Genomic DNA, 23838 nt, shown 5'->3' on the forward strand with positions numbered 1-23838 from the left:
TAATGAAAGTAAGAGCGCAAATCGGCATGGTGCTGAATCTGGACAAGTGCATTGGTTGCCACACCTGTTCCGTCACCTGCAAAAACGTCTGGACCTCGCGCGAAGGTGTCGAGTACGCCTGGTTTAACAACGTGGAGACCAAGCCCGGGGTCGGCTACCCGCAAGAGTGGGAAAACCAGAACAAGTGGAACGGCGGCTGGAAGCGCGACAAGAAGGGCAAGATCAAGCCGCGCATCGGTGGCAAGCTGCGAGTGCTGGCCAACCTGTTCGCCAACCCGGATCTTCCGGAAATCGACGACTACTACGAGCCGTTCGATTTCGACTACCAGAACCTGCACAAGGCCGGAGACACAAAGCATCAGCCCACGGCGCGGCCCTACTCGCTCATTTCCGGTCAGCGCATGGAGAAGATCCACTGGGGGCCGAACTGGGAGGAGCTGCTTGGCACCGAGTTTGAAAAGCGTCGCAAGGACGTCAACTTCGAACAGGTGCAGGCTGACATCTACGGGCAGTTTGAAAACACCTTCATGATGTACCTGCCCCGGTTGTGCGAGCACTGCCTGAACCCGGCCTGCGTCTCCTCCTGTCCGTCGGGCGCGATCTACAAGCGCGAGGAAGACGGCATTGTCCTGATCGATCAGGACAAGTGTCGTGGCTGGCGCATGTGCGTGTCCGCCTGTCCGTACAAGAAGATCTACTACAACTGGAAGAGCGGTAAATCCGAGAAGTGTACTTTCTGTTATCCGCGCATCGAAGTGGGTCAGCCCACTGTCTGCTCGGAAACCTGTGTGGGCCGCATCCGCTACCTGGGCGTGCTGTTGTACGACGCCGACCGCATTGAAGAGGCCGCCAGCGTCGCCAACGAGGCGGACCTGTATCAGGCGCAGCTCGACATATTCCTGGACCCGAACGACCCGGCGGTGATTGCCGCGGCTCAGGCCGAGGGTATCCCCCAGGGCTGGATCGACGCGGCCCAGAATTCGCCCACTTACAAAATGGCGGTTGAGTGGAAGGTGGCGCTGCCGCTGCACCCGGAATACCGCACGCTGCCCATGGTCTGGTATGTGCCGCCGCTGTCACCGATCCAGAGCGCGGCCGAGGCCGGCCATGTAGGCATGAACGGCGAAATTCCCGACCTGAAATCCCTGCGGATTCCGATTCGCTACCTGGCCAACCTTCTGACCGCGGGTGAAGAGCAACCGGTAGTGGAGGCACTGGAGCGGATGATCGCCATGCGCGCCTACAAACGCTCCCAGCATGTGGACGGTGTGGAAGATCTGGAGGTGCTCAAGCAGGTCGGTCTGAGTGTGGCGCAGGTGGAAGATATGTACCGCTACATGGCCATCGCCAACTATGAAGACCGCTTTGTGATTCCCGCCAGCCACCGGGCCTACGCCGAGGACGCCTACGACATGAAAGGTGACTGCGGCTTCAGCTTCGGTAACGGCTGTGCTGACGGCACAAGTGAGACCAGCCTGTTCGGCGGCAATCGCGCCGGCGTCCGCCAGATCATTCCCGCCGTGTTGCAGGATTAGGAGAAAGACTGATGAAAAGTTTACGTGTTATTTCGTTGCTGATGGAATACCCCACAGCGGAGTTGATGGACGCTCAAGACGAGCTGAAAGCGCTGGTGGCCAGCATGAACCTCAAGGGCAAACAGCGCGATGCGCTGCTGGCTTTTGTCGCCCAGCGCACCGGCGGTGATCTGATGGACTGGCAATCCGAATACGACGCCTTGTTCGAGCGCGGTCGCTCCCTGTCATTGCTGTTGTTTGAGCATGTGCACGGCGAGTCCCGCGACCGCGGCCAGGCGATGGTGGATCTGATGAATCAGTACCAGCAGGCGGGGCTGGCCATCGACGCCAATGAGCTGCCGGATTATCTACCGCTGTATCTCGAGTTCCTCTCCACCCAGGGGCCGGACAATGCCCGCGCGGGTCTGCAGGAAGTGGAGCATATTCTCGGGCTGCTCGCCGCTCGCCTGAAAGAGCGTGAGTCCAACTACGCGGCCCTGTTCGAAGCGCTGCTGCACTGGTGCGGCGATCGCGTCAACATCGAGCAGATGCGCGAACAGGTCGCCGGTGAAGCCCGCGATGATACCCCCGAAGCTCTGGACAAGGTCTGGGAAGAAGAGGCGGTCACCTTTGGCCCGGACGCCCAGGCCGACGGTTGCAACGTTCAATACCGGCCGGAATCCGGCCAGCGTCGGGATCAGGAGCAGATACTGAACCTGATGGAACCCCAAGGCGCTCAACAGCGCGTACAACAGCACTAGGAGGCACGATGTCCAGTTTTCACTTATTCGCCTTTGGCATCTACCCCTATATCGCCCTGGCGATCATGTTTATCGGAACCTGGGTCCGGTACGACCGTGAGCAGTACACCTGGAAGGCCAGCTCGAGTCAGCTGCTGGAAAAGAAATGGCTGCGCATCGGCAGTATCCCGTTTCATATCGGCATTCTCGGTATCTTCTTCGGCCACCTGATCGGCCTGCTGACGCCGGCACAGGTGTGGTACTTCCTGGGAGTCAGCGCCAGCGCCAAACAGATCCTGGCCGTGGTCGCCGGCGGCCTCTTTGGTGTGCTCTGCCTGTTCGGCCTGGTGGTGCTCATCTTGCGGCGACTGCTGCATCCGCGCATTCGGCCCAACAGTCAGCCGATGGATATCGTCGTGTTGCTTTTACTGCTGGCGCAACTGCTGCTCGGTCTGGCGTCCATCTTCATTTCAGTCAGTCACCTGGATGGAGCGGTGATGATACAGCTGATGAACTGGGCCCAGGGTATTTTCCTGCTGCGCGGCTTTAGCGCGGCCGAGTACATTGTGGATGTGCACTGGATCTTCAAGGCGCATCTGGTGTTGGGGCTGACTATCTTCCTGTTGTTCCCCTTTACCCGCCTGGTGCATCTGTTGAGTGTGCCGGTGAAGTATCTTGGGCGCAATTATCAGGTAGTCCGCCGCCGCGCCCGAGCGTCGATGTAGTTCACTATGGGTTGTGGCGGATGCGCTTACAGCTCCGAAGCGTCGGACCGATCCGCCCTACGCGTACCTCGTGCCATCCGTAGGGAGGATCGGTCCGACGTTTCGGAGCCTAAGGCGCATCCGCCATAACCAAGCCCCGATGACGCATCCGCCATTCCCAGAAACAACCACCAAACGGCCCTTACCATGATCACCGTCAACCAAACCGAAATCCCCGAAGACAAAATCCTCGCGGAGATGCAATACCACCCGGCCGACTCCCGGCGGGAGGCCATGTTCAGCGCGGCCGAAGCCCTGATCATTGGTGAGCTGTTTCGCCAGCGCGCCAAGAGCCTGGGCATTCCGGTGAGCGACGACACCGTGGAAAGCTCCGATGAGGATTTTATCGAAGCGCTGATCGAGCAGGAGGTCGCCATCCCGGAGGCGACGGATCAGGACTGCCGACAGTACTACGAAGCCAACCCTTCGAAGTTTGAAACCTCGCCTCTGCTGGAGCTGAAACATATCCTGTTAACCGTGCCCAAAGAAGACGATGCCGGCCGGGCCGAGGCGAAAGTTCGCGCCGATGCTCTTCTGGACATCCTCAAAGGCGGCGCCGATTTCTCCAAGCTCGCGCGGCGCGAGTCCAACTGCCCATCAAAAGAAACCGGCGGCAGCCTGGGCCAGATCAGCAAGGGGCAGACGGTTGCGGAGTTCGAGCGCCAGGTATTCGCCGCCGAGCCGGGCCTGATGCCCCGCCCGGTGGAAAGCCGCTATGGTTTTCATCTGGTCTTTATCGAACGCAAGATTCCCGGGCGCAGCTTACCCTACGAGGAAGTCTCCGGTCAGATTGCCGACTACCTGAATGATAAAGTCCGACGCAAAGCCATCGCCCAGTATATCCAGGTGCTGATCTCAGAGGCCGAGATTGAAGGGTACGATTTTCAGGTGGATGGGTCGCCGTTGATGCAGTAAAGCGTCAGCGGAATGCCGTTTCGGATTGCGTGGCGTACAGTAACGGCGGATGCGCTTACAGCTTATCCGCCCTACACAAACCTTGATGCCATCCGTAGGGCGGATAAGCGTCAAGCGCATCCGCCTTTTTCATCGTTCATGGCTCGCTTTTCGCCGTGTGCCTAAGGTGCAACCGGCGGCGCAGATAACGGGCCAGAATATCCACCCCGATATTGAGCAGGGCGGTGATCAATATCAACACCATTGCCCGGTCGAAGCGGATCTCCTGAATCGCGCTGTCCACATAGAAACCCAGTGTCGCGATACCGAGAATCCCCAGAATCGCCGTCTCGCGCATGATGATTTCCCAGCGGTAGAACAGAAACGCCAGAAACGGGCCGTACAGCCGGGGGGTGAGTTCGTAGGCGTAGCGTTCGATCCCGTTGGGTGCATCCGGGCGCAGGGTGATTTCGTTACTGCGCCGACCGATCAGGTGGCCGATGATACCGCTGTTGTGCACGGCCAGTGCGACCACGGCCGGCAACATGGACGGCCCCCAGAGTTGCAGCAGAATGAAGGCGAGCAGGTACTCGGGCGTGGAGCGCAGCACCACCAGCACAATATGCCCCAGGGGGCCGGTGAGCCGGTTGGTGAAGTGACGGGAGCCGAGTGGGTAGAGCAGCAGCGTCAGCACCCCGGTGATCACCAGGGCGATCTGGGTCAACACCAGCGTATTCCATATGCCCGGCAGCGCCTCGGTGCTGAGCAGTTCCAGGAGCCACACCCACAACTCACCCAGCCCTTCGCCATTGCGCAGGGGAGCGGGCACAATGTCTTCGGTAAAAAAGCGGGTGACGTTATCCCAGCGGATGGGCAGGCCGCTGCCCAACAAAAAGGGCGCGGCCAACAGGTACAGGGGCACCAGTCGGGGCCGCACCCAGAAACGGAGGGTGGTGATCATGCCATAAAACAACAGCAGCAATGCTCCCACTTCCCCGTAGTGTCCCTGGGAAAAGGATGACTCCAGATAGAACCCCAGAGTGGGCATGCCCACAAACCCGAGTACCGCACTGGAGCGCAGGCCGCATTCCAGTCGGTAATAGGTGTAGCTGGTCAGGTGAGGCCAGGCCTGGCTGATGCGGGTATAGATCAATGCGGTCACTGTGCCGACGCCGAAGGGCAGGATCTGCGCGGGCTGAGGGTCGGACTCATCCAGAATCTCGGCGTAGACTTTGCCGAACACTCCGGCGTAGGGAATGGCAATGGCGAGCACGCCGGTCAGGGGGTGCAGCCCAAAAAACTGCAGGAAAATCAGGGCCCAGAACAGCTCGTGAATGGCCCGGATAAACGCGCAGAAGGTGCGGACGATGCGCGAGCCGAACATCAGCGCCAGCAGCAGACCCGCGCCCGCCCCCAGACCCACACCCACGAAAGCGAAGGCCAGTGTTCTCACCAGCGCTTCGCCCAGATAATCCAGGTTGGCGAAGCTCGGCTGGATGAGGCCGAAGAACAGACGGTTCAACTCGCCCCAGGGATCGTGGCCACTGATGTCGAGATCGGCAAAAAACACACAGGCAGCGGCCACCAGGACAAAGCCCAGGCTGGTTCTTACCGTTGCCGATTGCCACATAAACAGCCCGCTACCCGTGTCAGTAAAGCGCCAGCAAGTCTTGGGTTTTCACCCGCTCGCTGGGCTGGTCGAGAGCGATCTGACCGTCGGCGATGCCCACCACCCGGTCGGCAAAGCGCAGGGCCAGTTCCACATCGTGCAGGGCCAATACGGCGGTGGGATGCGCCTCGGTGAGTGCGGCCATGACCTTGACGGCCATGGGGCCGTCGAGCGCCGAGGCGGGCTCGTCGGCCAGCAGTAGATCGCTCTGCTGATGAATGGCGCGGGCCGCCGCGACCCGCTGCCTCTGTCCACCGGATAATTCACCGGCGGCGGTCCAGCATTTCTCGGCGATGTCGAGCTGCTCGAGCAGCGGCAGGATGCTGTCGATGTCGCGTCTGAACGGGCGCATCAGACTGACCAGGTTATACCAGGTGGCGCGGCGGGCGAGCCCGCCCATGAATACATTGTGAAAGACGCTCAGTGAGGGCACCAGTCCCAGCTCCTGGGGCATCAGCGCCGCGCCAGTGTGGCGCCAGCGCTGGTGCATCAGGTTCAGGAGCGTGGATTTCCCGGCCCCGCTTTTGCCCACCAGGGCGATCTTCTGACCAGGCTCGATCGCCAGGTCCAGAGGGCCTAATACACGCTGCTCGCCGTAATCGGCGACCAGGTTGGTGAGCGTCAGTGTCTGCATCAATCGATCAGGCCGATTTCTTGGGCAACATCGCGGATCACGGCGTAGTCGTCATTGCTGGCCGGTATGAATTTCGAGCGGGGAAAGCTCTCCAGCATCGCGGAATCATCCATATTGAGCAGCGCCTGGCGTACTTTGTCAGTAAATCCTTCGCCGAAGCGCTCGTCGACATCGCCGCGAATGCTCCACTGATAGTTGGGGTAGCGCGGCGTTTTATAGACCACATAGGCATCGTCGGGATCGATGTTGCCCGTCTCCAGTTCAGTCTCCCAGACGGTATAGTTCAGGGCGCCGAGCTGGTAGGCACCCGAAGCGACCAGTGACGCGGTGCGGCTGTGGTTGCCGCTGTAACCCACCCGGGAAAACACCTCGTCCGGCGCTTCACCGAACTGTTCGCGCAGGTAGTATTCGGGCACCAGGCGGCCGGAGGTGGAACCTTTGGAGCCGAAGGTGAAGGTCATATCGCGCATGGCGTCGGTGAGCCCGGAGTCGGGTTCCAGGCCGGTGCTTTTGTGGGCAATGATGTAAGTGAAGAACTCCTCGTCTTCCGCCCCCTGCGCGAGGGCCTGTGAACCCTCTACCCGCTCGCGCGCCTGAACGCCGGACAGGGCACCAAACCAGGCCAGCTGTACCTGGTCATTGCGAAAGGCGCTCACCGCCGCCGCGTAAGACTTGACCGGCACAAAGCGTACGTCCACTTCGAGCTCTTCGGCCAGATAATCGGCCACCGCCTGAAAGCGTTTCTGCAGCCGGGTTTCATCTTCATCGGGAATGGCAGTGAAGACAAAGGTCTCGGCGCTGGCGACCGAGGCGATCAGCCAGAAAGTTAACAATAGTGAAAGGCGTCCCAACATTTGGTGTACTCCTGATGAGGTAGAGAATCTTATGGTACCGGAATTATCGGGCGCAGGTGCGAAAGCCGGCGATAATGTCCCGGCGCTCCGGGGTGAAAAAATTGCGGTAGCCGTTGTGAATCAGACGGGTTCGAGTGGCCCAGGCGCCGCCCCGCAGGACGTGCCGGCCCTCGGCGAACCAGGGCTCGGAGTAATCCCGGTACAGATCCGCCGCAAAGCCCGGAAAGGGACCGAATACGCTCGAGGTCCACTCCCAGACGTTGCCGAGCATCTGCCGGCAACCAAAGGCGCTGTCACCATCGGGCAGGGCGGCGACATCCACCCGACTCAATTGCCAACCATCCAGGTTGGCGTGGCGGTGGTCCGGTGAGGTATCCCCCCAGGGGTAGCGGCGCTTGCCCGGCGCCAGGGCCTGGCCGTCGCTTGTCGGCGCCCGGCTGGCGGCCAGCTCCCACTCGGCCTCGGTGGGCAGGCGTCGTCCGGCCCACTGGCACCAGGCCTCGGCTTCGTAGAGATTGACATGGACCACCGGCTGGTAAGGCGCCAACGGCTGCCAGCGATCGAAAATACGCTCCTCCCACTGGCCGGAGGCGCCGCGGCGCCAGTAGACAGGGTGTTCGGCCTGTGCCTGTTGGCACCAGCGCCAGCCTGCCTCACTCCAGAGTTCGCGCCGGTCGTAGCCGTTGTCGTTGACGAACTCGGCAAATTCAGTATTGGTCACCGGCGCCCGGGCCATGGCAAAGGGCGGCACTTCCACTTCCATTGGTGGCTTTTCATTATCAAACCGGAAGGGAACAGACTCGTCTGAACCCAGTGTGTGGCGGCCGCCCGGAATGTTCACATCGCCCTCCAGCGTACCCATGTCCGATACCGGCGGGCGGGTGCTGTGGGTCAGGGGCAATCCCAGTGCCGGTGGCGGATCGCCGAGCGTCTGGCGGGTATAGGTGAAGGCCTCGCCGTGCATGTCTTCGTGGAAGCCGGTGAGCTGGTACACGTAGCTTTGGGCCTCACTGGCCAGGCCGCTGTCGGGCAGGCGGCTCAGCATGGCGTGCTGCACCCGCTCCAGGTAGTCGTACACGTCGGCCCGCTCGGGCAGCGGCAGTTCCCAGCGGTCGTCGTGAGCGATGGTGCTGGAATCGTACAGCTGCGCGGCACCGGGAATCTGGTAGTCGGGCAGGTCATAGAGCTGACGCAGCGCAAAGTAGTCATGAAAAAAGCCCACATGCCCCAGCTCCCAGAGCGGTGGATTGACGATGGTGAGCGACGGCCCGAGCGGGCGCTCTTCCAGTAAATCCTCGAGCAACGCGAGGCTTCTCTGGCGCGCATCGCGCAGCTGTTCGGCCAGCCTGTCGGCCTCGATTCGGTGTGTCGACGGTGGCGTGATCATGCTAACCTCATCGTTGTGAAAGCTTCATTAGGGGTAGACCTGGTGGCCAACTCTCCACTCATTACTCTGATAACACCCGCCGTGCCCGGCTCCCGCGCAGGCAATCGGGCGACGGCGACCCGCTGGGCTGGATTGCTTCGCGCCAGTGGCTATCGAGTCTCCATCCGCCTGTCGGACGAGTCGCCCTCCGGGCCGAGGCCCGATCTTCTGGTGGCGCTGCATGCCTGGCGCAGTCACGGTGCCATCAACGCCTGGAAACAGCGCTACCCCCGGTGTCCGTTGATTCTTGTACTGACCGGGACCGATGTCTACCGCTTTCAGTATAGCGACCCGGCAATGGTATACGAAAGTATGGACGCCGCCGATGCCTTGGTCGGTCTGCACGACTGTCTGCCCGAGAATCTGCCCGAACGCTATCTTGATCGCCTCCATGTGGTGCATCAGTCGGCCGAGCCGCTGCCGGACAAAGCCCCGGGCCCCTCCGCCCGGACCTTTGATGTCCTGGTGGCCGGCCATCTGCGCGAGGAAAAGGACTCCCTCAGGGCCGCCTATGCCGTGCGTGACCTGCCCCGGGATTCCAGGCTGCGTGTGATTCAGCTCGGCGGCGCCCATACCGAAGACTGGGCCGAGGCGGCCCGGGAGGAGATGACCCACAACAGGCGTTACCGCTGGCTGGGCGATCAGCCCCGCTGGCGTGTGCGTCAGTGGATGGCCCGGGCCCGGGTCATGGTGATCAGCTCCCGAATGGAAGGCGGGGCCAATGTGGTGAGTGAGGCCTGCGTGGCCGGTCTGCCGGTGATCGCCTCGGATATTGCCGGTAACCGGGGACTGCTGGGAGAAGACTACGTCGGCTATTACCCGGTCACCCACACCACGGCGCTGAGGGAATGTCTGCTGCGTGCCGAGCGGGATTCAGTCTGGTTGGAGCGACTCAGAGAACAGGTCAGTCGGCGTGCGCCGATGTTCCGGCCGGAAGCGGAGCGGCAGGCTCTGGCTCAGGTTGTCGGTCAGGTATTGGATCAATCGAGGTAGGATGTTGCATTCTGGTGGGGATGAGCGTCCCTGCTCATGTTTTCGCTGTTTGTGATCAGCCCCGAGGCTGAGGGGTTGCCAGCCTCGGGGCTTCTCACCGGGTCAATGAGTCAACTCAGTTGTCCCACAGTTCAAACAGAAGGTTCCACTTCTCCTCTTCGAAGCCTTCCCAGGTGCCCCAGGCATCGGTATTGCTGACCGGGTCATAGGCGTGCTTATACAGACCACCGGTGTCCTCGGACTCGGGGTTGGTGGACCAGTAGCAGCCTTCGATGTTTTTCTCGACCATGTAGTCGACCAGAGCGTTCTGCCACTCCATATCGATACCGGCGTCGATGTGATCCCAAAGGGTACGATGACGTGGGGGCGCATCGGCGGGCCAGTTAACGTGGCCACCGAACTCACCGATGATCATGGCGTAGCCCTGGTCGGCCAGATAGCCGAAGTGCTCATCCCAGCCGGCGCGAATGCGCTCGGGGTCGATCACGATATTACAGTCGGCTTCGCCGGCGGCATCGCCTTCCAGGCCCTCACACTCGGGCTGTGCCGGGTCCATGAACTGCTTCTGAACGAACACAGAGGGACCATAGGTGTGCGGTGACAGGATCAGACGCTCTTTGGGAATATCCAGCGGCGCGTCGGCAAACGGATAGAGGTTCTCGCCCCAGTTGGGGTTGGTCTCTTCCGAACCGTGAGGCACTTCTTCACCGGCGGAAGTGCCGCCAGCAATACCTTCCACCATGATCAGGACATCCGAGTTGACTTCGTCGATTGCCTGATAGGCTGTCTCGGAGAGTTCCTTCCACTCGGCCCAGGTGTAATCCCAGGGTTCGTTGAAGATGTCGATGGCCATGATGTTGTCAACGCCCAGCTGCTCGGACAGACCGGCGATTTCACGCAGGTCGTCCAGCCACAGCTCTTCGTTGTACAGGTCAACCTGAACATCGGGATCGTCTACCGCACCACAGGAATAACCTTCGCGCTTGAAGTCATAGTTCTCGCGCTCGGCATCCGCGTAGGGAGGAGTGGCATCCAGACGACCGGCACGCCAGCCCACGTAGTTGGAGCAGGAGTGGATGTCGATGATCACGTTGATGCCGTTCTCATCAGCCTGGACGATGAAGTCTTCCATGGCCTGACGGGCATTGTCCTGCTGAACCGATTCGTGGTTCTTCAGCACACCGCCTTCACGGACATCGCCAGTACCCTGGGGGTCGTTCGGGTCCAGCGTCTGTGGCGCAATGGGCAGACGGATGGTGTTGATACCCTGAGCGGTAATTTCATCCATGGTCTGCTGAATGGTGCGACCGGAATCGACCCACCACATATTGCCGACATACAACTCCATGGGCGCGCCATCGGGGTTGTTCTCGGCGTCCACGGGTTCATGCTGACCTTCCAGACCGAACCAGGCGGAACACTGGACCGGATACTCTTCCCCGTTCTGGGTGATGTTGCCGCTGTCGTCAACGCGGAAGGTGCCGTCGGTGCTCGGCGCGCTGGACGAGCTGGAAGACGGTACGCTGCTGGAAGATTCGCTGCTGCTTGAACTCACCGCCACTGAAGAAGAACTGCTGGCGGGAACCGAAGAGCTTGAAGAAGACTCCGGGGCGGAGCTGCTGGAACTGGCGGGCGCACTGGATGTGCTGCCACCGATAATGCCGTAGGGGTCGGGCTGATCGCTACAGGTGGTGGCACCAATACAGCTCTGACCATCTTCCCAGCCCCAGCCGCTGTTCTGACTGTCGCACAGCTCGTAGGTGGTGCCGTACCAGTCACACATCTGACCATCGGTGGCCGGTTCGCTGCTGGTGGCTGCGCTTGAGGAAGAGCTGGCGGGAGCGGAACTGCTGGTGTCACCGCCGTCACCCTCACAGGCGGCGCCGTTCAGCTGAGGTGTTTCAACGCTGCCGCCATTGGCGTCGATCTGCATGCCGATTTCCACAGATTCGCCGGGTTGAATGGTGCCGTTCCAGCCCAGGTCGGTGGCGGTGTAGGGATTGTCGCCACTGACGTCGGCATTCCAGCTGTTGGTGACAACATTGTTGTCGTACGCCCAGCTGACATCCCAGCCATTGATGGCCGTGGAACCATTGTTGTTGATCCGGATCGCTGCAGTCGCTCCGCTGCCCCATTCGTTGGTAATGACATATTCGCAATTATCCGCCTGGGCGGCAGCGCCCTGACTGACCGCTGCCAGGCCCAAGCTCAGCATTGCGACTGCCAAGCCATTGCCTTTGTACTTTGTGGTTATCATTTGTCTTTATCTCCTGGTTGGTCATTTCACTCAAGAAGGCGCTCACCATTGTTTATTCACAATGTTGGGTGGTGAGCGCTCTGTTCGCCCTTCGGTTGTGCGAGCCAAAAGCTGTCGCAGAGTCGGCGACGGCCAAGCCAGGCGATGCGTCAATGACCGATTGACGACCTGACTTTCATGACCCTACTTCACCCGAAAAATGGCTCGATTCGTTCGAGACCTTTCTGGTTCACAGCCGATAAGGGCGATCGACATGGTAACTGAAATCGGTTACTTGCAAAGGGCGATATTCCCATACTATGACGTACTTCTTTTTTTAATTATCAATCGAGATTAGTTGGGTGTTTATTTATTAAGAAAGATAAAAAGAGGGTGAAAAAAAGGACTAAAAGAAAATTAAAACGACAGTGCTCGTCGAATGGTCGGCGCCGTGATGCCGTGTAATTTTAAAGTTTGTCGTCGAAATAATGTTTGCGAGATGAATGACGTGAAGTGTTGTCGTTTTTTATTGTTTTATTTCGCTAATAATGCGTTATCAGAAGCGCCACGATCATCAGGCACAGGATCAGCGAGAGGTTTTTCCAGAACAGTATCGGGTCGCGCTCAATCGATGAACTCGGTGACCGTATAGAGGTAGTGACGCTTGCGATCCTGCAGACAGGGTTTGACCACGTGGGGGCTGTCAACGCGCCGGGCGATCCACTCTTCCATCAAAAACCGTTCAATCTGAACCGGGTCCTGCTGCAGATCGTCCCCATGCTCCCGGGCGTTTGTCGGCCCAGGCCAATGGGGTCAGAACAAACACGCCGGTCAGAAGGTCAAAGCCCATCAGGTACAGGATACAGAAGCCCACGGGGAACAGGATGGCGCCGATGATCGGGTAGCCCGTCTGCACGGAGACGGTCACTGCGAATACGGCGGCAATGGCCAGAATGGCGCCCGCCATGCACGCCCTGATCAGGGCATCCCGGGTGGCCATATAGATTTTTGATTCACCGGCGTCCACCATCTTGGTGGCAAATTCTGAAGGCAGTAAGTAAGACATAGAGCTCTCTGACTGTGTGGGTGGATGCGAGGCCCCCGACGGGAGCGCTGTGCCCCTGGCTGGAGCAAAAACCACCCCAGCCCAGGTTGTTGTCTTCAAATGTCTGATTTTTAAGGATAAATTAAGCCAGTCGTAACCCGCTGAGCATTTATTGTTGGCGCCCTATTGGTGCGGTTGCGCGGAAAAATCCGGCTTGATGTTTCAAAATGGTGCTCGAGTGTGTGAAGAAAAACCCCTTAAAACGGGCACAACCGGATTGGCGTGGCCCAGAGTGAGGCGGGTTGGCGCCTCTCGCGCGGTTCTGGCGCTATTGCACGCATAAGACAAGAAAAGTTAACAAAGGGGGGCTGACAGGTTAATCTGTGCTTACAGCCTGATAACATGGCCCGCATTGGCGGCACGTACACTGCAAGCGCAGGGTCGGTGCCGATCGAAGCACTGTCGGGCGTATTTTTTCAGAGGAGTTTTTTTGTGGCGCTGATCAAGCGTATAGGTCTTCCGGCGATCTGGCTTTTGGCCGGTCTATTTGGGGCTTTGCCCGCCATGGCGGAGTCCCGCCTGCAGGTGGTGGCAACGACCGGCATGGTGGCCGATGTGGTGCGCGAAGTCGGGGGCGAGCCGGTGGAGGTCAAGGGACTGATGGGCCCCGGTGTGGACCCTCACCTGTACCGCCAGACGCGCAGCGATATTACCGCTCTGAGCCGTGCCGATGCCGTGTTCTGGAACGGTCTCTATCTGGAAGCCCAGCTGGAGGAGTTTCTGAACCGCCTGGCCGAGCGTCGCCCGGTCTACGCGGTGGCGGAAAACGTGCCCGAGCGTTTGCGGCTGGCCGATGAGCAGTACCAGAACCAGTCCGACCCGCACGTCTGGATGGATCCCGGTCGCTGGCGCTACGTGGTCGAGGCGGTACGCCAGGCGCTGGCCGAACTCAGTCCCGAGCATAAAGAGGGCTTCGACCAGCGGGCGGAGGCCTACCTGGCCGAGCTGGAGAAGCTGGATGCCTACGCGCAGAAAATATTGAACAGTGTGCCGGAGGAGAAGCGGGTTCTGGTGACCGCCCACGATGCGTTCGGCTATTTCGGGGATGCCTACGGCTTTGAAGTCCTGGGCATTCAGGGATTTTCCACCGAGAGTGAGGCCGGCCTGTCGAGGATCGAAACCTTGGTGGATCTGCTGGTGGAGCGACAGATCGGCGCCATTTTTATCGAATCATCGGTGTCGGACCGCAATATCCGGGCGTTGATCGAAGGCGCCGCCGCCCGCGACCATCGGGTCGAAATTGGCGGTGAGCTGTATTCCGATGCCATGGGCCCGGCCGGGCGCTATGAGGGGACCTGGCTGGGCATGATTGACCACAACGTGAGCGTGATCGCCCGCGCGCTGGGCGGAGAGGTTCCCGAGGGTGGCCGTCTGGGCCGCCTGCAACAGGCCGGGGCGAGTGAATGAACGTGACCGGCAAAATCAGCGATACGGTCGCCGCCAGCCCCCTGGCCATACAGGGCCTCACGGTCAGTTACGATCACCGGCCGGTGGTCTATTCCGTGGACTTTGTGGTCAGGCCCGGCAGCATGACCGCCATTGTCGGCCCCAACGGGGCGGGAAAGTCGAGCCTGCTCAAGGCCGCCCTCGGGGTCACCCGTCGCCTGACCGGCGATGTGCGGGTGTTCGGACGTCCTCTGGAGCAGATGACCGAACACATTGCCTATGTGCCGCAGCGCAACAGCGTGGACTGGGACTTTCCTGCCACCGTGATCGATGTCGTGACCATGGGACTGTTTCGCCAGTTGCGCTGGTGGCAACTGACCCGTCGCCGCCACACCGACCAGGCCATGGAGAGCCTGACACGGGTGGGGATGGAAGCCTTTGCCGAGCGGCAGATCGGAGAGCTCTCGGGCGGTCAACAGCAGCGGGTCTTTCTGGCCCGGGCGCTGGTTCAGCAGGCGGAGTTGACCATTCTCGATGAACCCTTCGCCGGCGTGGATGCCGCCACCGAAAAGGCGATTGTTGAAGTGTTAAAACAACTGCGCGCCGAGGGGCGGACGCTGCTCTGTGTCCACCACGACCTGTCCACGGTGCGCGACTACTTCGATGAAGTCTTGTTGCTCAACGTCAGGCGGGTGGCCGCCGGGCCGGTGGACCGGGTATTCAGCGCCGAAAACCTGCAGGCCACTTACGGCGGCCGCCTCAACCCGGTCCAACTGGAACGGCTGGTGCCCGCCGCCCTGGCGACCCCGGGAGCCACGTGATGGAAGCCTGGTGGCGGGCATTGGCTTTTTCCTCGGGCTACAACACCACGCTGGTGACGGTGGGGGCCATGTTGTTGGGTGCCAGTGCGGGCATGATTGGTGCCTTTGTATTGTTGCGCAAGCGCTCCCTGGTGAGCGATGCCATCACTCACGCCACCCTGCCGGGGCTGGCGCTGGCATTCATTCTCATCGGGTTGATTCAGGGGGATGGACGCTGGCTGCCCGGGTTGTTACTGGGAGCGGCGCTCAGCTCCGCCCTGGGGCTCTGGCTGGTGCAGTTGGTCAGCGCCCGCACGCGCCTGGGCGAAGATGCGGCCATCGGCGCGGTCCTGTCCACCTTCTTTGCCTTTGGTGTGGTCCTGATCACGGTGATTCAGTCCATGAACGTCACCGGCCAGTCGGGGCTGACCGGATATCTGGTCGGCTCCACGGCGGGGATGCTGGCGGCGGAAGCGATGCTGATAGCGGTCTGTGCGCTGGGCCTGCTGGCGGCCATCTTTGTCCTGCGCCGGGAGTTTCTGCTGGTCTGCTTTGATGCGGACTTTGCCCAGACCCAGGGCGTCAACACCTGGCGCGCCGATCTGTTGCTGCTGATGTTGCTGATGGCGGTCGTGGTGATCGGCCTGAAAGTCACGGGCCTGATTCTGATCGTTGCGCTCACCATCACCCCACCGGTCAGTGCCCGCTTCTGGACCAACCGCCCCCCGAGAATGGTGGCGCTCGCCGCCGTATTGGGCGCCCTTTCGGCCTACCTGGGAGTGACTCTGTCAAGCGCCCGTGAGAGCCTTCCCACCGGCTCTCTGATTGTCCTGTCCGCCTTTGGGATTTTTCTGGTGTCGTTTCTGGCTGCCCCCCGGCGCGGGGTTTTTGCCAGTTTGATGGCCCATCAACGGTTTCGTCGGCGGGTGCACCTGCGCCAGGGGCTGCTGTCCATGTCGCGCAGCGAGCCGATTTTTGATGGACTGACCCTGCGGTTGCTGCGCCGGGCAGGGCACATCCGGCGTGACGGTGTAGCCACGGCCCAGGGGCAGGCCGCCGCCCGCGATGCCGAGCACGAGGAGCGGCTCTGGGCACTGTACCGGCAGCTCTTTCCGGGCGATGCCCTGCATCACGAACACGCGGGCCTGGAGCCGATATCCCAGGTCTTGCCGCCCGATGCCATCAATGCCCTCGAGCAACGGCTGCCGCCACAGGGGGAGTCGGCATGAGCGACTTCATGATGTTCAGCCTGGTGCCGATGACCGTGGCCATTATCATCAGCATGACCTGTGCGCTGCTGGGTAACTTCCTGGTGCTGCGTCGCCAGAGTCTGATCAGTGATGCCATCAGTCATGTCGCGCTGCCGGGGATTGTGGCCAGCTTTCTGCTGACCGGCACCATCGCCTCCACGGCCATGATGTTGGGCGCGGGCGTTTCGGCGCTGGTGACCGTGGTCATGATTGAAGCCATCCGCCGCTTGGGGCGGGTGGAAATCAGCGCGGCCATGGGGGTGACCTTTACCAGCCTGTTTGCGCTGGGGGTGCTGTTGCTGGAAATGAGCCACGCCAGCGGTGTGCACATTGATGTGCAACACGCGCTCTACGGTAACCTGGAGAGCCTGATCTGGTTCGAGGGCGTCGGTCTCGCGTCCCTGTTCGACCCGGTCGCGCTGGCCGATCTGCCGCCGCAACTGGCGCGCGTCAGTTCGGTCGCGCTGGTGGTGCTGGTGTTTGTGCTGGTGTTCCGACGCCACCTGATTGTGGGCAGTTTTGATTCGGAGTTTGCGGCCAGCGTCCGTGCCCGTCCGGCCCTGGTGGATCTGTTACTGGTGTCCATGGTCGCGGTGGCGGCGATTGCGGCGTTTGAAGCGGTGGGCTCCATTATCGTGATCGCCATGTTCATCTGCCCGGCGGCCGCCGCGCGCCTGATGACCAATCATCTGGGGGCGCAGATCGCCTGGAGCCAGTTGTTTGCCCTGATCTCCGCCGTGCTGGGTTATCTGTTGGCGGGTCACGGGCTGATCTGGCTGGGACTGGAGATGTCGCTCAGCGCCGCCGGGATGATCGCCACGGTGGCCGGGCTGATCATGCTGCTGGCGTGCTTGTGGGGCCCTCACCGCCGCGGCGGTGGCGCCCCCGCTGAAGCCTGACCCCGTCCACTGGCTTAGCGGTCGCGGAACCAGCCATCCTCGCCCAGCACCGTCTCCAGCGTATAATCGTCGGCCTGTTTATCGCTCAGTGTGGTTTGCCACTCTACCCGCTTCTCCGGTGACGCACCCGGCCCGCGGCTGTTGTATTCGCCGTAGAAAACAGTGCTTTTCGCTTCCGGTTTGGACCAGTTGTGCCAGCCCTCCGGTTTGATGTGTGCGCCCATCTCGGTGTTGAGAAACACCGTCTGCGCAAAGTCTCGCCAGGGACGCCCGAGGTAGACCTCCGATACGTCTTCAGCGGCGGTCAGGGTTGTATCCAGAAACACAAAGCCGTGTTCGACATTCTCCGGTGTGGAGGCCGCAGTAATGTAGGAGTCACTCAGCGAGTGAATCCGGCACTGATCGAGCACCGCCGTGGCGCGACCAAAAATGAAATCGGTGGTGCCCTCGATATAACAGTTCCTGAAATACTGGCGCTTGCCCTCTCCGGTGAGGTAGACCGTATCCTGATGGCCCAGAAAGCGGCTGTCGTAAAAACTGACCCGATCTGCATTGACCGCCAGGGCGACCGCCTGGCCTACCGGGCCGGCGGTGTTTTCGATAGTGAGGTTTTCGCCGTGAAAATCGTCGCCATCCACCTGCAGGGTGGGAGTGTGAAAGGTGCTGTTGCGGCCCAGATCGATCTGTTTGAAATGATCGTCCCAGGTGATGATGGTTTTCTCGGCGTCCTCGCCAATCAGTGAGACCATCGGGTTCCACTCGTAAACGTGAACCTTTTCCCGGTAGACGCCGTTTTTGATGTGAATGGTAATGCGCTTGTCCGGAAAGGCCTTGGTGTTGTCAATTGCGGCCTGAATGGTTTTGTAATCGCCGCCGCCGTCTTGTGCGACGGTCATTTCGTACACAACATCGGCTCTCGCGGGCAATGTCGCCAGCAGTGAGAACAGCAAACATACAACAATACGGTATCCGATTTTCATGGTTGATGGCTCTCTCTCAGTTCATTGTTTTTTGCTTGAATGGATATTGTAAACCACAGGCGCTATGGCCCGTAGGGCACCCATGTGGAGCCGCTATCTCTTCAACTTCGCTGCCTCCTCCACCACAATGGCGTGGCGCCGGGCCAGGGTAGGGCGATCGTCATCGTAGCCGCCCCCAATCACCGTCGCTACCGGAATGCCCCGCTTGAGCAGCTCGCTCAACACCCGGCGGTCGCGCTCGCGAATGCCCGCCTCGGTGATGTTCAGGCGTCCGAGCGGGTCGCCCCTGTAGACGTCCACCCCCGCATCGTATAGGACGATCTCGGGCTGAAAATCCGCTATCACCTGATCCAGCGTTCGGCTCACCACTCGCAGATAGTCCTCATCGCCCATCCCGTCGGGCAGTGGTACATCCAGGTCGCTGCGCTGCTTGTCGAAGGGAAAGTTGTTATCGCAGTGCAGGGAGCAGGTGAAGGCGCGGGGCTCGTCCGCCAGAAGCGCGGCGGTGCCGTCTCCCTGGTGAACATCGCAATCGAAAATCAGTACCCGCGCGACGCCGCTTTGGCGAATCAGTACCCGGGCCGCGACCGCAAGATCATTGAGGATACAGAAACCGGAGGCGTAATCGTAATGGGCGTGATGAGTGCCGCCGGCCAGATGGCAGGCCAGGCCGGAGTGCAACGCCAGCTGCGCGGCCAGCACGGTACCCGAGGGCGCGATCAGGGTGCGCTTCACCAGAGCTTCACTCCAGGGCAGGTTCATCTGCCGCAGCTCCCGGGGCGATTGGCTCTGGTTGATAAAGCGCTGCAGGTAATCCGGACAGTGAGTCTGCTCCAGCCATAGCGGCTTGCAGGGCCCCGGGCGGAAGCTGTTCTCCGGGCGCAGAATGCCGGTCCCGCGCAAGTACTCGGTCAACAAGCCAAATTTCGCCATGGGAAAGCGGTGTCGCTCGGGAAAGGGAAAGCTGTACGCCGGGTGATAAACCAGAGGCAGTGATGTGGGCATAGAGTGAATCAATGTCGGCTCGGAATCGTTAGTGTACCCCGCCAGGGCGGGACAGTCGTCATCGACTCGGCTATGCTGTAGGGAAACCGATGACCTGAGGTAGTACGACCCTATGCAGCACCTGGACTTGCAAGTGATCGAACGGGCTCTGGAATGGCTGGATCAGGGCGAGCCCGTCTGGCTGTGCACCGTGCTCGCCACCTTCGGCTCCTCGCCCCGGGAGCCCGGCTCCATGATGGTGGCTCGCGCCGACGGCCAGCATGTGGGTTCACTCTCCGGTGGCTGCGTGGAGGAGGACTTTCTCACCCGGCTGCGCGAGGGAGCGTTTCACCAACCGCTCTCCCAGATCCGCTATGGTAACGATGAGGTCTCCGGGCCCAAAGTCACCTTGCCTTGCGGCGGGGTGCTGGATGTTCTGGTCGAGCGACTGACGGCGACGCCCGAGCATCGCGCGCATCTTCAGGCATTGGCTCAGGCCATGAAGGGCCAGCAGTCGTTGATCCGCTTGGTGACTCTGGACAATGGCGAACCCGCGTTCACCGAAGGTTCGGCGCTGGGACCCCGGGTTGAAAGGGACGAGCAGAGCGTGCGGATCCGGGTGGGACCCACCCTGCGCCTGATCATTGCCGGCATCAGCCCGGTCTCGGCCGCCTGCGCGGAGTTCGCCCAGGCTCTGGGGTTCGATGTCATTGTGTGCGACCCGCGCGACGATGAAGTGGCCAGCTTCAACGTGCCCGGCGTGCGCGTCGAGGCCGTGCTGCCCTCACTCTATGTCGAACAGCAGGCGCACGCCGCCACGGCGGTAGTGGCCCTGACCCACGACCCGAGAATCGACGACCTGGCGGTGATGGAAGCGGTGCGCACCGAAGCGTTCTACATCGGCGTCATGGGGTCGCGCAAAACCTCCGCCAATCGCGCCGAACGCTTGCGCCGCTCCGGGGGGCTGAGCGAGGCGGACATCGAGCGATTGCACATGCCCATCGGTCTGGCCATCGGCAGTAAAACCCCGGCCGAAATTGCCCTGGCGGTAATGGCCGATATCATCCGCGTACACCGGGGCCAACCGCGCGATGCGCTCTGATGACATCGTCGGCCTGATCATGGCCGCCGGGTACTCCACCCGGTTCGGCTCGGACAAGCGCAGTGCCACCCTGGCAGACGGGCAGACCCTGCTCCAGGCCACCACCGCCATGGCACAACCCCTTTTCCATGAGACCTATGTGGTTATCCGGGCAGGCGACAACGCGGCGGCACTCGAATTGAATTCCGAAGCCATCATCCGCGCCCCGGAAACCCCCATCGGTCTGGGTACCAGCATCGGCGTGGCCTTTCAGCATCTGCTGACACACTCCCACCGCGCTACAGCCGCCGCCGTGCTACTGGGCGATATGCCCTGGATCAAACCCGATGCCTTCGCCACACTCCTGCCCAAGGCCACCGAAAACACCATCGTTCGCCCGATATACGACGGCAACGCCGGCCACCCGGTCATCTTCGGCCGCCAGTTCTGGCCCGAGCTGGCCGGACTCCAGGGCGATATGGGCGCACGCACGATCATCCAAAAGCACCACAACGCCTGCCGCTTGATTACAGTAGCGGACGTTGGAGTATTGCGGGATGTGGACAGGCCGGATGATCTGGTGATGTCGTAACGTCCCCTCCTCCAACCTCCGAGGTAAACGTCATGCCATTTCGCTTAATCACCTAGTGCTTTTTCGGTACAACGAAGCGTACTCCACAAAACTCTTTCCGAAGCACTGAGGCACAGGGTGGGGGACGTTGTTTCCAGACCGTAAGCGGCGGGACTCCGCGACGCGAGCCTACAGGGATGTATTTACGGCGTGTCTGGAAACAACGTCCCCCATCCTGAGCCGGACATTACGCTCCCTCCATTAGGTCTTCAACGCTGCTAACACCGCTTCGCGTCGAATCGGAAGCTCCGTCATGCGAACGCCGACCGCTGCAAAAATCGCATTGCCAATCGCCGGACCGACCACCGTGGTCGCCGGTTCACCCAGGCCCACTGCCATCTCCGTACTGTCGACAAACTCCTGCTCAATCTCCGGCACATCCCGAATCCGCATCGGTGAATAAGTATTCAGATTCCGATCCTTCACCTCCCCGTTCTCGAACATTGTCCCCTCGTGCAGCGCCATACTGGCCCCCCACAAAGCCGCCCCCTCCACCTGAGCGCGGGCGCCATCCGGATGCACCACCGTGCCGGCATCGGTCACCAGAGTGAGCTTTTGCAAAGTGACCTCCCCGGTGCTGCGGTCCACATGCACCTTCGCCACACAGGCGGTCCAGGTCGGCATATTGCGCTCCTGACCATAGCTGGTGGAAACCCCCAGCCCGGTATCGGTCGGCATCTCCTGGCCCCACTCGGAAAGCTCCCGCACCCGGCGCAGCACATTCGCCTGACGGCTGGCACCGCCCACCGAATTGGGCGCCTCCCCGGCGTTTTTACCTTCGGCCTTGAGCAGCGCCAGGCGGAAATCAATCGGGTCCTTCCCGGCTTTGTGCGCAGCCTGATCCATAAAAGACTCCAGGGCCCAGTTCACCCAGCCAGAGCCCACCGAGCGCAGCCAGCCGGGGCGGAAAGTCTTGTTGGCCAGATCATTGGAGATCGCCCGCAGCCGGTGCGCGCCCACCGAGTACCAGTGGGCCGCGCCCTGAATCGCAAAGGGGTCGAACTTCTCACCGTTGGTGGCCTCGGGCATGAAGCCCGGCACCATCACCTGGGTGGGCCAACCGGCGGCGGCGTGGTGTTCCATGCCGATGGGGTTGCCTTCGGCGTCGAACGCCATGCGCATCCGCTGGTAGGCTGGGGAACGCACCGAATCAAAACGGGCGTCGTCCTCGCGGGTGAACACCAGTTTGACCGGGCGGTCCAGGGCCTTTGCTGCCAGAGCGGCGGGCACAGCGTAGTCGCCGTTGAGGCGGCGACCAAAACCGCCGCCGAGCATATAGGTGCGCATGATGACTTTGTCTTCCGCAACATCCAGTGCGTTGGCGAGTGTCGGCAGAATAAGTGATTGCCATTGATTACCGGTGTGAATTTCCCAGATGCCCTCTTTCTGGTAGGCCAGTGCATTGACCGGCTCGAGCTGAAAGTGCAACACCGTGTGGGCAATGTAATCCTGTTCAAGCACCGAATCGGCATTGTTGAAGGCATCGTCGACGCCCTCTTCATCCACGACGAGAGCACCGCTGTCGCTGCCCTCAATCAGCTCGCGACCACGATCGAGAATGTCCTGCTCACCGACCTTGGCGGTCTCACCGGCCGTCCAGTCCACTTTGATTTTACTGGCCGCTTTACTCGCGGCATAAAACGAGGTGGCAATCACCACGGCCCAACCGGGCACGGTATCGGTCGGGTCGTTGAGTTGAATGGTCTGCAGATAACCCTCGACGTTTTTCGCCTCGCTGTCGTCGATGCTGTTGATGGTCGCACCATAGCGGGTGGGCGGAATCAGAGGGCGGCCGTACACCATGTTATCGACCGTCGCATCAATGCCGTACAGGCTGCTGCCATCGGTTTTATCGGGGATATCCAGTGCCCGGGTTTCATGACCGATCAGGCGACGGTCCGAGGCTTTTTTGACTTCGATGTTTTCCAGTTCCTCTTCACTGAAAGTGCGCGAGAGATTACCGCGCTGCACGATCTCGGCGTAAGTGATCGACTGGTTGCCTGCGATCACCTCGCTGTTGCGTGCGCGGCACTGACCGGGGTCGACGCCCATCAGACGCGCGCCCTCTTCGATCAGCACCTGCCGCCCGGCGGCGCCGGCGCGACTGAGCGGCATGAAGTTCTGCCATACCGACCAGCTGCCTCCGGTCACCATCATGCCCCACTTGGGGTCGCTGTCGACATGGTGCAGTTCGACTTTGGACCAGTCGGCTTCCAGTTCGTCCGCGACAATCCGGGCCAGGGCGGTGCCCACATGCTGACCCATTTCAGCCTCGGCAATATTGACGATGATGCGCCCGTCGTTTTCGATCTGATACCAGATGGTCGGTTCAAACATCTGGTTTTCGATCACCTCTTCGGGCTGGGCAAAGCTCAGCCCGGGACGGTAGAAAGCGAGGGTGATGCCCGCGCCGGCCGCGCCGATCAGAAAGCCGCGGCGACTCAGGCTGGGGCCGTGATTGACGGCACCCACATCGGGGTTGAGCAGGGAGCGGAATAACTTATTCATTAGTGGCACCCTCCTGGATCTGAACGCCGCCGCGCATTTCGGCGGCGGCGATCTTGATCGCTTCGCGAATGCGCACATAGGCCATGCACCGGCACAGGTTGCCGCTCATCACCTGGTTGATCTGTTCATCGGTCGGGTTGGGGAAGTCCTTGAGCATGGCGGCAGCCTGCATGATCTGTCCGGACTGGCAGTAGCCGCACTGCGGGGTCTGGGTTTCCACCCAGGCTTTCTGCAGCGGGTGTTGGCCGTCCTCGTCCAGGCCTTCGATGGTGGTAATCTCGGCGCCAGCCACCTGGCTCACCGGCGTGATGCAGGAGCGCGTCGCCCGGCCGTTTACCAGTACGGTGCAGGCGCCGCACAGGCCGATGCCACAGCCGAATTTGGTGCCGGTCATGCCCGCGTCATCGCGAATGCCCCAGAGCAGCGGGGTGTCGTCGGTCACATCCAGCGTGACCTTTTGCCCATTGAGTGTGAATGTGGTGCTCATGGT

At 61.1% G+C, this 23838-nt stretch carries 21 protein-coding genes; 11 read left to right on the top strand and 10 right to left on the bottom strand.

From position 1 onward, the window contains the following. The first annotated feature begins 2 nt into the window (after nucleotides 1–2). From narH to AAE484_RS06130, 4 genes are all read left to right on the top strand, one after another. Entirely contained in the window at nucleotides 3–1535 is a 1533-nt protein-coding gene (narH, locus tag AAE484_RS06115; RefSeq protein WP_341937470.1) for a nitrate reductase subunit beta, read from the top strand. An 11-nt stretch (nucleotides 1536–1546) separates the two neighbouring features. After that, entirely contained in the window at nucleotides 1547–2275 is a 729-nt protein-coding gene (gene narJ / locus AAE484_RS06120; protein ID WP_341937471.1) for a nitrate reductase molybdenum cofactor assembly chaperone, read from the top strand. 8 nt (nucleotides 2276–2283) lie between these two features. Further along, a complete protein-coding gene (gene narI / locus AAE484_RS06125) occupies nucleotides 2284–2979 on the top strand; it encodes a respiratory nitrate reductase subunit gamma (RefSeq protein ID WP_341937472.1) in 696 nt (231 codons plus the stop codon). Between the two features lie 186 nt (nucleotides 2980–3165). Beyond that, nucleotides 3166–3933: a peptidylprolyl isomerase gene (locus tag AAE484_RS06130; RefSeq protein WP_341937473.1), complete on the top strand. Its 768-nt coding sequence runs from the start codon at nucleotides 3166–3168 to the stop codon at nucleotides 3931–3933. A gap of 136 nt (nucleotides 3934–4069) precedes the next feature. Here AAE484_RS06130 and AAE484_RS06135 read toward each other — a convergent pair whose 3' ends face one another. From AAE484_RS06135 to senA, 4 genes are read right to left on the bottom strand one after another with little or no spacing between them, the layout of a single operon-like run. After that, complete coding sequence (locus AAE484_RS06135) at nucleotides 4070–5542, bottom strand: PhnE/PtxC family ABC transporter permease (protein ID WP_341937474.1); 1473 nt, start codon at nucleotides 5540–5542, stop codon at nucleotides 4070–4072. A gap of 19 nt (nucleotides 5543–5561) precedes the next feature. Beyond that, entirely contained in the window at nucleotides 5562–6215 is a 654-nt protein-coding gene (locus AAE484_RS06140) for an ATP-binding cassette domain-containing protein (RefSeq protein ID WP_341937475.1), read from the bottom strand. Next, complete coding sequence (locus AAE484_RS06145) at nucleotides 6215–7069, bottom strand: putative selenate ABC transporter substrate-binding protein (protein ID WP_341937476.1); 855 nt, start codon at nucleotides 7067–7069, stop codon at nucleotides 6215–6217. The genes AAE484_RS06140 and AAE484_RS06145 overlap by 1 nt, the downstream gene beginning before the upstream one ends. A 43-nt stretch (nucleotides 7070–7112) precedes the next feature. Continuing rightward, complete coding sequence (senA, locus tag AAE484_RS06150; protein WP_341937477.1) at nucleotides 7113–8456, bottom strand: selenoneine synthase SenA; 1344 nt, start codon at nucleotides 8454–8456, stop codon at nucleotides 7113–7115. Nucleotides 8457–8498: 42 nt separating this feature from the next. Here senA and senB point away from each other — a divergent pair, with 42 nt between their 5' ends. Next, a complete protein-coding gene (gene senB / locus AAE484_RS06155) occupies nucleotides 8499–9488 on the top strand; it encodes a selenoneine biosynthesis selenosugar synthase SenB (protein WP_341937478.1) in 990 nt (329 codons plus the stop codon). Nucleotides 9489–9603: 115 nt separating this feature from the next. Here the strand turns inward: senB and AAE484_RS06160 are convergent, their stop codons facing one another. Continuing rightward, entirely contained in the window at nucleotides 9604–11745 is a 2142-nt protein-coding gene (locus tag AAE484_RS06160) for a cellulase family glycosylhydrolase (RefSeq protein ID WP_341937479.1), read from the bottom strand. Between the two features lie 721 nt (nucleotides 11746–12466). Beyond that, nucleotides 12467–12790 (bottom strand): formate/nitrite transporter family protein, encoded by a 324-nt coding sequence (locus AAE484_RS06165; RefSeq protein WP_445928832.1) that lies wholly within the window; start codon nucleotides 12788–12790, stop codon nucleotides 12467–12469. Between the two features lie 471 nt (nucleotides 12791–13261). Here AAE484_RS06165 and AAE484_RS06170 point away from each other — a divergent pair, with 471 nt between their 5' ends. From AAE484_RS06170 to AAE484_RS06185, 4 genes are read left to right on the top strand one after another with little or no spacing between them, the layout of a single operon-like run. Further along, nucleotides 13262–14236 (top strand): metal ABC transporter solute-binding protein, Zn/Mn family, encoded by a 975-nt coding sequence (locus AAE484_RS06170; RefSeq protein WP_341937480.1) that lies wholly within the window; start codon nucleotides 13262–13264, stop codon nucleotides 14234–14236. Continuing rightward, nucleotides 14233–15036 carry a metal ABC transporter ATP-binding protein gene (locus AAE484_RS06175; protein WP_341937481.1) on the top strand — a complete coding sequence of 268 codons (804 nt, stop codon included), beginning with the start codon at nucleotides 14233–14235 and terminating at the stop codon, nucleotides 15034–15036. The genes AAE484_RS06170 and AAE484_RS06175 overlap by 4 nt, the downstream gene beginning before the upstream one ends. After that, on the top strand, nucleotides 15036–16244 hold the full coding sequence (locus AAE484_RS06180; protein ID WP_341937482.1) for a metal ABC transporter permease: 1209 nt from the start codon (nucleotides 15036–15038) through the stop codon (nucleotides 16242–16244). Before AAE484_RS06175 ends, AAE484_RS06180 begins: the two co-directional genes overlap by 1 nt. Then, a complete protein-coding gene (locus AAE484_RS06185; RefSeq protein WP_341937483.1) occupies nucleotides 16241–17164 on the top strand; it encodes a metal ABC transporter permease in 924 nt (307 codons plus the stop codon). Before AAE484_RS06180 ends, AAE484_RS06185 begins: the two co-directional genes overlap by 4 nt. A 14-nt stretch (nucleotides 17165–17178) precedes the next feature. Here the strand turns inward: AAE484_RS06185 and AAE484_RS06190 are convergent, their stop codons facing one another. Next, on the bottom strand, nucleotides 17179–18144 hold the full coding sequence (locus AAE484_RS06190; protein WP_341937484.1) for a pectinesterase family protein: 966 nt from the start codon (nucleotides 18142–18144) through the stop codon (nucleotides 17179–17181). Nucleotides 18145–18237: 93 nt separating this feature from the next. Next, nucleotides 18238–19149 carry a histone deacetylase family protein gene (locus AAE484_RS06195; protein WP_341937485.1) on the bottom strand — a complete coding sequence of 304 codons (912 nt, stop codon included), beginning with the start codon at nucleotides 19147–19149 and terminating at the stop codon, nucleotides 18238–18240. 112 nt (nucleotides 19150–19261) lie between these two features. Between AAE484_RS06195 and AAE484_RS06200 the strand changes: the two genes are divergently transcribed. Together AAE484_RS06200 and AAE484_RS06205 are read left to right on the top strand one after the other, a co-directional pair. Then, nucleotides 19262–20230 (top strand): XdhC family protein, encoded by a 969-nt coding sequence (locus AAE484_RS06200; RefSeq protein ID WP_341937486.1) that lies wholly within the window; start codon nucleotides 19262–19264, stop codon nucleotides 20228–20230. Beyond that, nucleotides 20220–20801: a nucleotidyltransferase family protein gene (locus tag AAE484_RS06205; protein ID WP_341937487.1), complete on the top strand. Its 582-nt coding sequence runs from the start codon at nucleotides 20220–20222 to the stop codon at nucleotides 20799–20801. Before AAE484_RS06200 ends, AAE484_RS06205 begins: the two co-directional genes overlap by 11 nt. Before the next feature lie 240 nt (nucleotides 20802–21041). Here AAE484_RS06205 and AAE484_RS06210 read toward each other — a convergent pair whose 3' ends face one another. Together AAE484_RS06210 and AAE484_RS06215 are read right to left on the bottom strand one after the other, a co-directional pair. Then, nucleotides 21042–23348: a xanthine dehydrogenase family protein molybdopterin-binding subunit gene (locus AAE484_RS06210; RefSeq protein ID WP_341937488.1), complete on the bottom strand. Its 2307-nt coding sequence runs from the start codon at nucleotides 23346–23348 to the stop codon at nucleotides 21042–21044. Further along, nucleotides 23341–23835: a (2Fe-2S)-binding protein gene (locus tag AAE484_RS06215; protein WP_341937489.1), complete on the bottom strand. Its 495-nt coding sequence runs from the start codon at nucleotides 23833–23835 to the stop codon at nucleotides 23341–23343. Before AAE484_RS06215 ends, AAE484_RS06210 begins: the two co-directional genes overlap by 8 nt. Nucleotides 23836–23838: the final 3 nt, after the last annotated feature.

It is taken from the genome of Marinimicrobium sp. C2-29, assembly GCF_038419845.1.
Lineage (GTDB): Bacteria > Pseudomonadota > Gammaproteobacteria > Pseudomonadales > Cellvibrionaceae > Marinimicrobium.

Coding starts and splice junctions, on each gene's coding strand:
- narH (WP_341937470.1), top strand. CDS start 3: ATGAAAGTAAGAGCGCAAATCGGCATGGTGCTGAATCTGGACAAGTGC.
- narJ (WP_341937471.1), top strand. CDS start 1,547: ATGAAAAGTTTACGTGTTATTTCGTTGCTGATGGAATACCCCACAGCG.
- narI (WP_341937472.1), top strand. CDS start 2,284: ATGTCCAGTTTTCACTTATTCGCCTTTGGCATCTACCCCTATATCGCC.
- AAE484_RS06130 (WP_341937473.1), top strand. CDS start 3,166: ATGATCACCGTCAACCAAACCGAAATCCCCGAAGACAAAATCCTCGCG.
- AAE484_RS06135 (WP_341937474.1), bottom strand. CDS start 5,542: ATGTGGCAATCGGCAACGGTAAGAACCAGCCTGGGCTTTGTCCTGGTG.
- AAE484_RS06140 (WP_341937475.1), bottom strand. CDS start 6,215: ATGCAGACACTGACGCTCACCAACCTGGTCGCCGATTACGGCGAGCAG.
- AAE484_RS06145 (WP_341937476.1), bottom strand. CDS start 7,069: ATGTTGGGACGCCTTTCACTATTGTTAACTTTCTGGCTGATCGCCTCG.
- senA (WP_341937477.1), bottom strand. CDS start 8,456: ATGATCACGCCACCGTCGACACACCGAATCGAGGCCGACAGGCTGGCC.
- AAE484_RS06160 (WP_341937479.1), bottom strand. CDS start 11,745: ATGATAACCACAAAGTACAAAGGCAATGGCTTGGCAGTCGCAATGCTG.
- AAE484_RS06165 (WP_445928832.1), bottom strand. CDS start 12,790: ATGTCTTACTTACTGCCTTCAGAATTTGCCACCAAGATGGTGGACGCC.
- AAE484_RS06175 (WP_341937481.1), top strand. CDS start 14,233: ATGAACGTGACCGGCAAAATCAGCGATACGGTCGCCGCCAGCCCCCTG.
- AAE484_RS06180 (WP_341937482.1), top strand. CDS start 15,036: ATGGAAGCCTGGTGGCGGGCATTGGCTTTTTCCTCGGGCTACAACACC.
- AAE484_RS06185 (WP_341937483.1), top strand. CDS start 16,241: ATGAGCGACTTCATGATGTTCAGCCTGGTGCCGATGACCGTGGCCATT.
- AAE484_RS06190 (WP_341937484.1), bottom strand. CDS start 18,144: ATGAAAATCGGATACCGTATTGTTGTATGTTTGCTGTTCTCACTGCTG.
- AAE484_RS06195 (WP_341937485.1), bottom strand. CDS start 19,149: ATGCCCACATCACTGCCTCTGGTTTATCACCCGGCGTACAGCTTTCCC.
- AAE484_RS06200 (WP_341937486.1), top strand. CDS start 19,262: ATGCAGCACCTGGACTTGCAAGTGATCGAACGGGCTCTGGAATGGCTG.
- AAE484_RS06205 (WP_341937487.1), top strand. CDS start 20,220: ATGCGCTCTGATGACATCGTCGGCCTGATCATGGCCGCCGGGTACTCC.
- AAE484_RS06210 (WP_341937488.1), bottom strand. CDS start 23,348: ATGAATAAGTTATTCCGCTCCCTGCTCAACCCCGATGTGGGTGCCGTC.
- AAE484_RS06215 (WP_341937489.1), bottom strand. CDS start 23,835: ATGAGCACCACATTCACACTCAATGGGCAAAAGGTCACGCTGGATGTG.